The sequence below is a fragment of the Streptomyces sp. NPDC058525 genome (assembly GCF_042719495.1).
Taxonomy (GTDB): domain Bacteria; phylum Actinomycetota; class Actinomycetes; order Streptomycetales; family Streptomycetaceae; genus Streptomyces.
Genome location: NZ_JBHXNP010000105.1, coordinates 21391 through 34019 on the forward strand (window position 1 = coordinate 21391; position 12629 = coordinate 34019).

11 protein-coding genes and 1 pseudogene are annotated in these 12629 nt (G+C 70.1%); 10 read left to right on the plus strand and 2 right to left on the minus strand.

Going from position 1 to position 12629, the window contains the following annotated elements; genetic code table 11:
- Nucleotides 1-51 precede the first annotated feature (51 nt).
- The gene (locus ACFWP3_RS34485) at nt 52-297 is read left to right on the plus strand and encodes a DUF397 domain-containing protein (RefSeq protein ID WP_030656519.1); all 246 of its coding nucleotides are present in this window, start codon (nt 52-54) and stop codon (nt 295-297) included.
- Nucleotides 298-406: 109 nt separating this feature from the next.
- On the opposite strand, the gene ACFWP3_RS34490 is transcribed toward ACFWP3_RS34485, so the two are convergent.
- On the minus strand, nt 407-913 hold the full coding sequence (locus ACFWP3_RS34490) for an ATP-binding protein (RefSeq protein WP_384229073.1): 507 nt from the start codon (nt 911-913) through the stop codon (nt 407-409).
- Nucleotides 914-1243: 330 nt separating this feature from the next.
- On the opposite strand from ACFWP3_RS34490, the gene ACFWP3_RS34495 reads away from it, so the two are divergent.
- The 9 genes and pseudogenes from ACFWP3_RS34495 to ACFWP3_RS34535 all read left to right on the plus strand — a co-directional run bounded on the left by ACFWP3_RS34495 (nt 1244) and on the right by ACFWP3_RS34535 (nt 10625).
- Nucleotides 1244-2122, plus strand: coding sequence for a helix-turn-helix domain-containing protein (locus tag ACFWP3_RS34495; RefSeq protein ID WP_384229075.1), 879 nt, complete (start codon nt 1244-1246; stop codon nt 2120-2122).
- Nucleotides 2123-2211: 89 nt separating this feature from the next.
- Nucleotides 2212-3669, plus strand: a complete 1458-nt coding sequence (locus tag ACFWP3_RS34500) for an aldehyde dehydrogenase family protein (RefSeq protein WP_384229077.1) — start codon at nt 2212-2214, stop codon at nt 3667-3669.
- A 57-nt stretch (nt 3670-3726) separates the two neighbouring features.
- Nucleotides 3727-5802: pseudogene (gene mrdA, locus ACFWP3_RS34505) on the plus strand (penicillin-binding protein 2); the annotation flags it as partial.
- A gap of 107 nt (nt 5803-5909) precedes the next feature.
- Complete coding sequence (locus tag ACFWP3_RS34510) at nt 5910-6422, plus strand: DinB family protein (protein ID WP_384229080.1); 513 nt, start codon at nt 5910-5912, stop codon at nt 6420-6422.
- 35 nt (nt 6423-6457) lie between these two features.
- A complete protein-coding gene (locus ACFWP3_RS34515; protein ID WP_384229083.1) occupies nt 6458-7102 on the plus strand; it encodes a PadR family transcriptional regulator in 645 nt (214 codons plus the stop codon).
- 116 nt (nt 7103-7218) lie between these two features.
- Nucleotides 7219-8154, plus strand: a complete 936-nt coding sequence (locus ACFWP3_RS34520) for an ATP-binding cassette domain-containing protein (protein ID WP_384229086.1) — start codon at nt 7219-7221, stop codon at nt 8152-8154.
- Nucleotides 8151-8945: an ABC transporter permease gene (locus ACFWP3_RS34525; RefSeq protein WP_384229089.1), complete on the plus strand. Its 795-nt coding sequence runs from the start codon at nt 8151-8153 to the stop codon at nt 8943-8945. Before ACFWP3_RS34520 ends, ACFWP3_RS34525 begins: the two co-directional genes overlap by 4 nt.
- An 83-nt stretch (nt 8946-9028) precedes the next feature.
- Entirely contained in the window at nt 9029-9787 is a 759-nt protein-coding gene (locus ACFWP3_RS34530; RefSeq protein ID WP_384229091.1) for a MerR family transcriptional regulator, read from the plus strand.
- A 142-nt stretch (nt 9788-9929) separates the two neighbouring features.
- The gene (locus ACFWP3_RS34535) at nt 9930-10625 is read left to right on the plus strand and encodes a VTT domain-containing protein (protein ID WP_384229094.1); all 696 of its coding nucleotides are present in this window, start codon (nt 9930-9932) and stop codon (nt 10623-10625) included.
- Nucleotides 10626-10748: 123 nt separating this feature from the next.
- Here the strand turns inward: ACFWP3_RS34535 and ACFWP3_RS34540 are convergent, their stop codons facing one another.
- Nucleotides 10749-12389 (minus strand): threonine/serine exporter ThrE family protein, encoded by a 1641-nt coding sequence (locus tag ACFWP3_RS34540; protein WP_384229096.1) that lies wholly within the window; start codon nt 12387-12389, stop codon nt 10749-10751.
- Between the last annotated feature and the right edge of the window lie 240 nt (nt 12390-12629).

Below are 12629 nucleotides of genomic sequence, written 5' to 3' on the forward strand. Positions count from 1 at the left end.
AACACAGCTATGATCCGGTGCAGTTGACATCTGCACTATCGGGGGCTTCCTGTGGACCACGCGTACAACGGGATGGCAGCTGCAGAACTCGCTTCCTTGTTTGAGCTGACCTGGCAGAAGAGCAGACACAGCAACTCGCAGGGATCCTGCGTGGAGTTCGCGAAACTGCCCGGCGGCGATGTCGCCATGCGCAACTCGCGCTTTCCGGACGGCCCGGCGCTCGTCTATACGCCGGCCGAGATAGAAGCCCTGCTCCTGGGCGTCAAGGACGGCGAGTTCGATCACCTGATCGGCTGATCTGCTGACGGAACAGCGCACCTCTTCGAGCCATGCACGTGCACTGGCCGGGAATGATCACTGAGATCAGTCCCGGCCAGTTGTCGTGTTGGGGGCGGACGGTTCCCGCTCAGTCGTGGAGCAGGAACAGCGCCCAGACCACCTTGCCGGTCAGCCGGCCCGCGAGCGGGTGCCAGCCCCAGCTGTCGCTGTAGGAGTCCACCAGGAACAGCCCGCGCCCGGACTCCAGGTCGCAGTTCTCCTCCGTGCGCTCGGGGGAGAAGGAGCCCCCGGGCCGGTCCTCGCTGGGGTCGCGCACCGCGCACACCAGCCGGGTGCTCCACCGCATCAGGTGCAGCCGCACCGGCGGCTCAGCCTCGCCCGCGCCGCGCGCGTCCTCGGGCAGGGCATGGCGCAGCGCGTTGGTGACGAGCTCGGAGACGACCAGTGCGACATCGTCGAACCGCTCGTCGAGACCCCACTGGGACAGGGTGGAGCGGCAGAAGGAACGTGCCCCGCGGACGGCTTCCAGGCGGGCGGGCAGGGCGCAGGACGCGGACCCGGACACAGCCGTGGGATCGACCGGGGGAAGCCCCTGCCGTAACGGCTCGAGCATGGTCGATCCATTCGTCCCCATGCGAGGCACTCCCGGGATTCGCGGACGGGGCGGCGGCCTCGTCCAAAGAGAACTGCGGGGTGGGTCCGGCGCCGGCGCGAAGTGCACGCAGGTGCGCGGGGACCATCGTTCCGAATGGGAGAGCCGGATGCAAGGGCAGATGCACGTGCACGCGCCGGACCTGTCCACTCCCGTGACGGTTCTTGCTCATTTCTTCCTACGCATACTTACGGACTTCTTTTCCGGGAGCCTGGATTCCGTTACAGAACGAGTACGGGCCGATGCGTTTTGGTGGCAGACTGCGGGCCCTGGGGTGCGGGGGCCCCTCGACGCGCACGCATGCCAATTGCGATGGGGAGGGCAGTACTAGTGACCGCAGAAGCGAGCGGTTCCGTGGTGCGCCGCATCCTCCTGGGCTCACAGCTCAGGCGACTCCGAGAATCCCGCGGCATCACCCGTGAGGCGGCCGGCTACTCGATCCGCGCATCCGAATCGAAGATCAGCCGCTTGGAGTTGGGAAGGGTGAGCTTCAAGGCCAGAGACGTGGAGGACCTCCTCACGCTCTACGGGGTCACGGACAACGCCGAGCGCGAGTCCCTCCTGGGGCTGGTCCGCGAGGCCAACGCGACCGGCTGGTGGCACAGTTACGGCGACGTGCTGCCCGGCTGGTTCCAGACCTACATCGGCCTGGAGGGCGCCGCCTCGCTCATCCGCATCTACGAAGTCCAGTTCGTCCACGGCCTGTTGCAGACCGAGGCCTACGCCCACGCCGTCGTCAGCCGGGGCATGCCCGGCGCCACCGCCGCCGAGATCGACCGCCGCGTCGCGCTGCGCCTGGAGCGCCAGAAGGTCCTGGTGTCCGAGAACGCCCCGGTCTTCCACGCCGTCCTCGACGAGGCCGCCCTGCGCCGCCCGTACGGCGACCGCGACGTGATGCGCGGCCAGCTGGAGCACCTCATCGAGGTCTCCCAGCGGCCCAACGTGCAGCTCCAGGTGATGCCCTTCTCCTTCGGCGGCCACGCGGGCGAGAGCGGAGCCTTCACCCTGCTGCGCTTCCCCGAGTCCGACCTCCAGGACATCGTCTATCTGGAACAGCTCACCAGTGCCCTCTACCTGGACAAGGACGAGGAAGTGGGGCAGTACGAGCGCGCGATGGAGCGGCTCCAGGCCGATTGCCCCGACGTGGACCGGACGCGGGATCTTCTGCGTGGTCTGCTCCAACTGTCTTGATTCGAACGTACTATGACTCCTGATCAGTGCATGACGACCGATCGGTCTCCGGTGCAGCGCACGGGTGCGCGCTCGCAGTAAGGGATGGCATGTCCATATTCAGCGACCTGGCTCACCAGTACATCGACGGCGAATGGCTGGCCGGTACCGGTTCGTGGGACATCATCGACGTCAACCCCTACAACGGGGAGAAGCTCGCGGCCATCACGGTGGCCACCGTCGAGCAGGTGGACCAGGCCTACCGCGGCGCCGAGCGCGCCCAGCGGGAGTGGGCCGCCACCAGCCCGTACACCAGACGCGCGGTCCTGGAGCGCGCCCTGCGGATCACCGAGGAGCGCGAGAAGGAGATCGTCGAGGCGATGATCGACGAGCTCGGCGGGACCCGTCCCAAGGCCGAGTACGAGATCTACCTCGCCAAGGAGTTCATGCGCGAGGCGATGCAGCTCGCCGTCCGCCCCGAGGGCCGGATCCTGTGCTCGCCCGTCGAGGGCAAGGAGAACCGGGTCCAGAGACTCCCGGTCGGCGTGATCACCGTGATCAGCCCCTTCAACTTCCCGTTCCTGGTCACCCTGAAGTCGGTCGCGCCCGCGCTGGCACTGGGCAACGCGGTGGTGATCAAGCCGAACCAGAACGCGCCCGTGGTCGGCGGCGGGGTCATCGCCAAGATCTTCGAGGACGCGGGGCTGCCGGCCGGGCTGCTGAACGTCCTGGTCACCGACATAGCCGAGATCGGCGACGCGCTCCTGACCCACCCCGTCCCCAAGGTCATCTCCTTCGCGGGCTCGGACCGGGTCGGACGGCACGTCGGAGCGGTCGCCGCCCGCCACTTCAAGCGGACGGTCCTGGAGCTCAGCGGCAACAGCGCCCTCGTCGTCCTCGACGACGCCGACCTGGACTACGCGGTGGACGCGGCCGTCTTCAGCCGCTTCGTCTACCAGGGCCAGGTCTGCATGGCCGCCAACCGCATCCTGGTCGACGCCTCCGTCGCGGAGGAGTTCACCGAGAAGTTCACCGCCCGCGTGCGCGCCCTGAAGACGGGCGACCCGCACGAGGCCGACACCCACATCGGCCCGCTGATCAACTCCTTCCAGGCCGACGCCCTGACCGCGCTGGTCGACCAGGCCGTGGAATCCGGCGCGCGGGCACTCGTACGGGGGTCTACGCGCGGCAACCTGGTCGAGCCGACCGTGCTCGCCGGCCTCCCCGAGGACTCCCCGCTGATGAGCCAGGAGATCTTCGGCCCGGTGGCCCTGCTGGTGGTCTTCGACGGCGAGGACGAGGCCGTACGGCTGACCAACGCCACCCCCTACGGCCTGAGCGGGGCCGTGCACACGCGGAACGTGGAGCGCGGCGTCCGCTTCGCGCAGCGGATCGAGACGGGGATGATCCACGTCAACGACTCGACGATCGGCGACGAGCCGCTGGCGGCCTTCGGCGGCGAGAAGGCCTCGGGCCTGGGCCGGCTGGGCGGCGAGGCAACGGTGGAGGCCTTCACCACCCAGAAGTGGATCTCGGTCCAGCACGGGCGCAGCCGATTCCCGTTCTGATACCCGAAAGGTCCTAGACTCGGCCGGGCGTAGTGGAGCCGCCCGGGGGAGTGCAAGTTGAGCAACATACCCGAGACCGGCCGGACCCCTCGGGTCCAGAACCGGCTCGTCGTCATCCAGATCGTGGTCTTCTCACTGCTGCTCACCCTGGGCGGACGGCTCTGGTACCTCCAGATACGCAATGGCCAGGAGTACACCGACGAGGCCAAGAACAACCACGTCCAGCGGGTGGTCCAGCCCGCCGTGCGCGGCTCGATCCTGGACTCGCGCGGGGTGCCGCTCGCCGACAACGCGACCCACCTGGTGGTCTCCGCCAACCGCACCGAGCTGCTGAAAATGAAGGACCGCGGCAAGGCCGTCCTCACGCGCCTCGCGGGCGTCCTGGGCATGGACCCCCAGGAGGTCGTCGACAAGGTCCGGCTCTGCGACTCCAAGACCCCCCAGCCCTGCTGGAACGGCTCGCCGTACCAGCCCATCCCGGTCAGTGACGAGGCCACCACCGAGCAGGCACTCCAGATCCACGAGCACGCCGAGGACTTCCCCGGCATCACCGCCGAGCCCACGGCCATGCGCCGCTACGCCGCGCCCGACCAGGCCAACACCTCCCAGGTGCTCGGCTACCTCTCGCCGGTGACCGACGAGGAGATCGCCAAGGCGAAGAACTCCGAATCCCCCTACCTGCGCTCCGACCAGGTCGGCCGCTCCGGCCTGGAGCGCACGTACGACAAGGAGCTGCGCGGCAAGGCGGGCATCACCCGCTACGAGGTCGACAACCTCGGCCGGGTCATCGGGCAGGGCGAGACGGACAAGGCGCTGCCCGGCTCGAATGTCGTGACCTCGATCGACTCGCGGGTGCAGGCGGTCGCCGAGCGCGAGCTGAACAACGCGATGATCGAGGCCCGCGACCAGTACGACAAGAACACGCGCAGGAACTACGAGGCCGACTCGGGCGCGGTCGTGGTCATGGAGTCCAAGACGGGCCGCATCGTGGCGATGGCCTCGAACCCGACCTACGACCCGAACGCCTGGGTGGGCGGCATCTCCGCCAAGGACTACGCGTCGCTCACCGACAAGGAGTCGAACTACCCGCTGCTGAACCGGGCGATCCAGGCCCAGGCGGCGCCCGGCTCGATCTTCAAGGTGGTCACCTCGACCGCCGCGGTCAACGCCGGGTACCCGTTCAACAACCGCTACCCCTGCCCCAGTTCGTACTCGGTCGGCAACCAGACCTTCACGAACTTCGAATCGCAGGGCCACGGCGACATCACGATCGGCCGGGCCCTGGAGGTCTCCTGCGACACGGTCTACTACCTGCTCGCGGACCAGGAGTGGAAGAAGGACGGCGGGATCAACCCGAAGAAGAACCCGAACGACTGGTTCTTCAAGACCGCCCACGAGTTCGGACTGGGCAAGCGCACCGGCATCGACCTGCCGAACGAGGTCCCCGGCCGGGTCCCCGACCGCAAGTGGAAGCAGGACTTCTTCGAGGCGAACAAGGACGCCTGGTGCCGGGACGGCAAGAAGAACGGCAGCTTCGCCGAGCAGATCGCCTACGAGAACTGCCGCCAGGGCAACCAGATGCGCGAGGGCGACGCGATCAACTACTCGATCGGGCAGGGCGACACCCTCGTCACCCCGGTCCAGATGGCCTCCGTCTACGCGGCCATCGCCAACGGCGGCACGCTGCACCAGCCCAGCGTCGGCAAGGCGATCGTCAGCGCCGACGGGACCTCGGTGCAGGAGATCGCGCCGAAGGAGCAGGGCAGGCTCCCGATGGACGCCAAGACCCGGAACAACATCGACGAGGCCCTCGCCGGGGTGGCCACCTCCGGCAGCGCCGCCTGGCGGTTCGGCGGCTGGCCGCAGAAGCAGATCCCGATGCACGCCAAGACCGGTACCGCCGAGGTCCAGGGCAAGCAGACCACCTCGTGGTTCGCCTCCTACACCGAGGACTACACGATCGTCATGACGATCTCCCAGGGCGGCACCGGCTCGGGCGCCTCGGGACCGGCGGTCCGCAAGATCTACGAAGCGATGTACGGCCTGGACCCGACGGGGAAGCAGGACCTCTCCAAGGCCCTGCTGCCGAAGCCGGCCGGCGCGCTGCCCGCGATTCGCCCGGACGGGGAAATCTCCCCGCACTGAGGCGGCATCTAGGACAGGAGCTGACCGCGATGCTCCGTAGCGTGTGAGGTGTCGGGGGGAACGGCTCCCCGGCACCCCACGGAAGGCGGTCGGTCATGGCACAGATTTCCACCGAGGTCCTCGGCGACGAGCGCGGCACGCTCCTCGCCTTCGTCGAGGCCCAGCGGGCGGCCCTGCGCGAATCGGTGCTCGGGCTGACCGACGAGCAGGCCGCGAGCCGCCCCAGCGCCAGCGAGCTGTCCCTGTCGGGGCTGCTCAAGCACGCGGCCGAGGTCGAGCTCAACTGGCTGCGGCTGGCCCAGCAGCGGCCCAACGAGCGGCAGCGCACCGCGGAGACCTGGGGCGAGGCCTTCCAGCTCGTCGACGACGAGTCCATCCCCTCCGTGCTGGCCTTCTGGGCAGGGGTCAGCGAGGAGCTGGAGGACTTCGTCCGGACCCTGCCCAGCCTCGACGAGGTGTTCCCGCTGCCTCCGGCGCCCTGGTTCCCCCAGGACGCCAAGGTCTCGATGCGCTGGATGCTCCTGCACCTGGTGGAGGAGTACGCCCGGCACGCGGGCCACGCGGACATCGTCCGCGAGACCATCGACGGCACCAAGGCCATGGGCTGAGCGGGGCCCTGAGCGGGGCTTAGTAGCCTGGCCCCATGTCAGCGATCCGGCTTCTCGTCCTCGGTGCCGTCCGCCAGCACGGGCGGGCGCACGGGTACCAGGTGCGCAACGACCTCGAGTTCTGGGGCGCGCACGAGTGGTCCAACACCAAGCCCGGATCGATCTACCACGCGCTGAAGCAGATGGCGAAGCAGGGGGTCCTGCACGCGCACGAGGTGGCGCCCAGCGCCGCCGGCGGGCCGCCGCGCACCGAGTACGAGGTCACGGACGCGGGGCGCGCCGAGTACTTCAGGCTGCTGCGCGAGGCCCTGGCGGCGTACGACCAGAAGACGGACGTGCTGTCCGCGGCGATCGGCTTCATGGCCGATCTGCCGCGGGCCGAGGTCCTGGAACTGCTCGGCGAGCGGCTGTCGAAGCTGGCGGGCTGGCGGTCCTCGGTGACGGACTACTACGAGCCGGAGGCCGGCCCCGGGCAGCTGGGGCACATCGGCGAGATCATGCACATGTGGCTGCACTCCGCGGACGCCGAGGCGGAGTGGACGCGCGGGCTGATCGCGCGGATCGAGGGCGGCGCGTACTCCTTCTCGGGCGAGGGCGGCGAGCCGTTCGCGGGGGTCCTGGCGGACGACGAGGAGAACCCGTACGCGCAGTCCGACCCGTCCGGCCCGTCCTGCTCGTAGGCGCCCGCCGCTCGGAAAATCTTTCGTAATCAAGTTTGACTAGCCGCTTGCGGGGCACTACCTTGCAGGTCGCTAATCAAGTTTGACTAGCTAGCACGAGTAAGGAGTCGGTCGCGTTGGCGATCTCCCTCGAAGGTGTCCACAAGCGGTACGGCGACAAGCACGCCCTGGCCGGGCTCGACCTGGAAGTGGCCCCCGGCACGGTCCACGCGGTGCTCGGCCCCAACGGGGCCGGCAAGACCACGGCCGTGCGGATCATGAGCACCCTGCTGCGCCCCGACGAGGGCGTGGTGCGGGTGGCGGGTCTCGACGTACGCACCGACGCGGCGGCCGTCCGCTCCCGGATCGGGCTGCTCGGCCAGCACGCCGCGCTCGACGAGGAACTGGACGGGCGCCAGAACCTGGAGATGTTCGGCCGCCTCTACCACCTCGGCGCGCGACGGGCCGGGCTGCGGGCGGACGAGCTGCTCGAGGGCTTCGGCCTCTCGGACACCGGCCGCAAACCCGTGAAGAAGTACAGCGGCGGCATGCGCCGCCGCCTCGACCTCGCGGCCTCCCTGATCACGGATCCCGAGGTGCTGTTCCTGGACGAGCCGACCACCGGACTCGACCCGCGCGGCCGCGCCGAGGTGTGGAGCGCGGTCCGCTCCCTGGTCGGCGGCGGCACGACCGTCCTGCTGACCACGCAGTACCTGGAGGAGGCCGACCAGCTCGCCGACCGCATCGCGCTGGTCGACGCCGGGCGGGTGGCCCGGGAGGGCACGGCCGACGAGCTGAAGGCCCTGGTCGGGGCCGACCGGATCGTCGTCGTCCTGCGGGACCCGGCGCGGCTGGCGGAGGCCGCGGAGCTGCTCCCGGACCCGTCGGTGGACCAGGACTCCGTGACGCTCAGCTTCCCCGTGGAGGACCGGATGGCGGGCCTGGCCCTGACCCTGCGGGCGCTGGAGGGCGCCGGCATCGAAGCGGAGGACCTCGCGGTCCGGCGGCCCACGCTGGACGAGGTCTTCCTGCACCTGACGGACGGCTCCGGCCGCAAGGAGGTGGCGGCATGAGTGCCACGTGGGCGGTCTCGGACTCCTGGACGATGACCCGGCGCGAGCTGGCGCACTGGGCGCGGCAGCCCGTGCAGGTGGTCGTCGGCCTGGTCTTCCCGGTGATGCTGCTGCTGATGTTCGGCTTCCTGGTGGGCGGCGGCCGGGGCATCGACGGGGAGTACGTCGAGTTCCTGGTGCCCGGCATGTTCGCTCTGACCATGGCCTTCGGGCTGGAGTCGACGATGACGGCGGTCACCCGGGACCTGGAGAAGGGGGTCATCGACCGGTTCCGGGCCATGCCGATGTCCTCCTCGGCGGTCCTGGTCGGCCGCAGCGTCGCGGACATGATCCAGTCGGCGGTGGGCCTCGTGGTCCTGGCGGGGGTCGGGCTGCTGCTCGGCTGGCGCTGGCACGGCTCGGCGGCGGCCGCGCTGGCGGCCTTCGCGCTGCTCCTGCTGCTGCGGTTCGCGATGCTGTGGATCGGGATCCACCTGGGCATGGTCGCGGGCCGGCCGGAGCTGGTGCAGGCGGTGCAGATCCTGGTGTGGCCGGTGGGCTTCCTGTCCAACGCCTTCGCCACCCCGCAGTCCATGCCGGGCTGGCTGGGGGCCGTGGTCGAATGGAACCCGATGTCGGCGACGGCGACGGCGGTCCGCGACCTGTTCGGCAACCCGGCGGCGGCCTCCGCCTCGGCCGCTCCGTCCTGGGCCTTCGAGCACGCGGGCCTGCTGGCCGTCGGCTGGCCGCTCCTGCTGCTGGCGGTCTTCTTCCCGCTGGCGGTGCGCCGCTTCCGGGGCCTGAGCAAGTAGCCGGCCGGTCGGACTTGCACCTCACGCGGCGTGAGGACCCACAGTGAAGGGCGTACCCAACCGGAACGAGGAGGGAAGCGGACATGGGCTACTCCGTGGGCCAGGTCGCCGGATTCGCCGGAGTCACGGTGCGCACCCTGCACCACTACGACGAGATCGGGCTGCTCTCGCCGAGCGGCCGCAGCCACGCGGGTCACCGTCGCTACGGCGACGCCGACCTGGACCGGCTGCAGCGGATCCTGTTCTACCGGGAGCTCGGCTTCCCCCTCGACGAGGTCGCGGTCCTGCTGGACGACCCGGAATCGGACCCGCGGGAGCATCTGCGCCGGCAGCATGCCCTGCTGACCGACCGGATCGCCCGGCTCCAGCAGATGGCCAAGGCCGTTGAGCACGCCATGGAGGCGAAGAAGATGGGCATCAACCTCACGCCCGAGGAGAAGTTCGAGGTCTTCGGGGACCACGACCCCGAGCAGTACGAGGAGGAGGTGCAGGAGCGGTGGGGCGGCACCGAGGCCTACGCCGAGTCGCAGCGCCGGGCCGCCTCGTACACGAAGGACGACTGGCAGCGGATCCAGGACCAGTCCGCCGAGTGGGGCGTCCGCTACGCGGCCCTCATGGAGGCCGGCGAGCCCGCCGAGGGCGAGCGCGCCATGGACCTGGCGGAGGAGCACCGGCTCCACATCACCACCTGGTTCTACGACTGCCCGTACGAGATGCACACTTGCCTCGGTGAGATGTACGTCGCGGACGAGCGCTTCAAGGCGACCTACGAGGCCCTGCGGCCGGGTCTCGCCGAGCATCTGAGGGACGCGATCCTGGCCAACGCCGTGCGCAAGGCGTAGCCATAACGTCACGCACTCGACCCCCTCCGGTACCTGGAACCGGGAGGGGGTCGTGTGCGTTGATAATTGAGACTGCCTTTACCTTGCCCGCAACCGCCTGCTGCCCCCGGCACGCCCCCCGATCCAGGAGAGTCCGGAACCCGTGTACACGATTGCGCTCGGCCCTGAGTGGCTGTCCCCGGACTATCTGATCTCGCACTTCGGTCTGATCGGCATCCTGGTCATCGTCTTCGCGGAGTCGGGACTCTTCGCGTTCCTGCCCGGTGACTCGCTGCTGTTCACCGCGGGTCTGCTGGTCGCGGACGGCCAGTACATCAAGCAGCCGCTGTGGCTGGTCTGCACGCTGATCGTGGCCGCCGCGATCATCGGTGACCAGGTCGGCTACATGATCGGCAAGTACTTCGGGCCGAAGCTCTTCAACCGGCCGAACTCCAAGCTCTTCAAGCGGGAGAACCTCGACAAGGCGCACGAGTTCATGGACCGGCACGGCCCCAAGGCCATCGTGCTGGCCCGTTTCGTGCCGATCATCCGCACCTTCGCGCCGATGGTCGCCGGCGCCGGCGCGATGAAGTACCGCACCTTCCTGACCTACAACATCATCGGCGGCATCGGCTGGGGCGCGGGCGTCACGGTCGCGGGCTACTGGCTCGGCCAGATCGAGTTCATCAAGACGAACATCGAGCCGATCCTGGTGGGCATCGTCCTGATCTCGGTGATCCCGGTGGTCTTCGAGGTGCTCAAGGCCCGCAAGGAGAGCAAGGCCGCCGCGGCCGCCCAGGCCCCGCTCGACGCCGAGGGCCAGGCCCCGGGCCAGCGCGGCCGCCACGCGAAGCGCTAGGCCGTCCCGGCCGCCCCGTACCGCCCGTACGCCCCGGAACCCCCGCGAGGGGGCCCGGGGCGTACGCGTATCCCCGCGGGCCCGCTGGAGCCCCTCAGGGCCCCTGGGCCGTCCCTCGGGCCCTCAGAAGCCGCGGGTGCGCTTGGCGGCGCGGCGCTTGGCCGCGCTGGCCGCCCCCGGGATCCGCATGAACAGGCGGGAGGCCTCCGAGCCCAGGTTGACGCCGATCGCGATGGCGAGGGCGATGGCCGCGGCGTTCACGAGCGAGCCCAGGCCCTCGTTGAGCCGGTCCTCGGCGATCAGCAGCAGCCCGTAGTACGTCGCCGAACCCGGCAGCAGCGGCCCGATGGCCGCGGTCGTGTACGGGAGGGCGGAGGCGAAGCGGTAGCGGGAGAAGAGCTGCCCGAACAGGCCGACCAGCCCGGCGGCGATGGCGGTGGACGGCACCGGCGGGATCTTGCCCGCGTAGTGCAGGGCCCCGAAGGTCACCCACGCCACCGCGCCGTTCAGCGTCACGATCCACACGGTGGACCGTTCCTGCTGGAGCAGGACCGCGAAGGTGAACACCAGCACCATGGAGGCCGCGATCTGGATCAGCGGCCGCTGCTGGATCTGCAGGACCTCCTCCGGCCGCGGGGAGGCGTCGAACTGCAGGCCGACGTAGAGCACGACCAGCACGCCCATGATGATGCCGATGAAGAGGTACATGACCTCCAGCAGCCGGGCGGAGGCGGTGATGTAGTAGCCGGTCAGGCCGTCCTGCACGGCCGCGACCAGGGCCCGTCCGGGCAGCAGCGCGAAGAGCCCGCCGGTGATCACGGCGGAGGCCTTGACGTCGATCGTCGTCATGTTGAGCGCCACCCCGATCGCGGCCGGCGGCATCGCGGCGACCACGAACTGGTAGAACTCCGGCAGCCCGCGCCCGGCGCACAGCCAGGCCAGCCGGTCGCCGAGGACCGCCCCGAGGGCCGCCGCGAAGAAGACCAGCACCCCGCCGCCGACCAGCGTGGAAGCCGCCCCGGCGAGCAGTCCGGCGGCGGCCGTGAGCATCCAGCCGGGGTACGGGTGGCGGTTGCGGCGGATCTCGGCGAGCCGCCGGTAGGCCTCCTCGAGCGAGACGTCGATCTCGGGGGCGCTGATGTCGTCCACGAGCCGGAAGACGGCGGAGAGCCGGTTGTAGTCGGTGCCGCGGCGGCGCACGGTCCGGTTCGCCGACACCGGGTCGTCCACCAGCGAGGGCTGGTGGGTGATCGACAGCATGGTGAAGGTGACCGTGGGCTCGCAGCGGTCCAGCCCGTAGGAGCGGGCCACCGCGAACATGGCGGCCTCCACGTCCTCGGCGCCCTCCCCGCCGGCGAGCAGCAGCTCGCCGATGCGCAGGGTCAGGTCGAGCACGCGGCCCACGGCGGGCCCGGTCTCGGCCGTCCGCTGCACCAGGTCCGGTACGGGCCGCACGTCCACCGGCATGCGCAGCATCGTGCGCATGCGGTCCTGCCAGGGGGACTCCTTCATCCGGGCGACGGGGAAGCCCTGGCCGGGGGTGTAGGCGGGCGGGGAGTGCGCGGCGCTGTAGGTGGCCGGGTTCGCGAAGGCCGAGCCCTCGGGCTCGGGCTGCACCGGCTCGGCGCCCGCCGGGAGCGCGAACTCCGAGGTGGGCTGATCGTCCTCCTGGACCTCGGGCGCCATCCCGGGCGGCGGTGTGAAGGCGCTGTGCGCCTCGTCGGACTGGGGCTTGCGGTCCTCCACCCCATCGGCTTCCGCCACGCGCCCTCCAGCTCCGCGATCACCTGCGGTATCAGTATGCGGAACCGTTTCCTCCCCGGCGACGCCGAGCCCGCCCGCCGCCTCACCTCAGGCGGTTCCCCTACCCGCCCTGCCCGGATTCCCCGGCCGTACGCGCAGCCCCCGCCCCGCGGCTGCGCCCCCGGGTACAGGGCTTCTTGCCGAGACGGGGCAAATCCAGCCTCGCCGGCGTTTGAGGCGCGGGGTCTGGGGCGGAGCCCC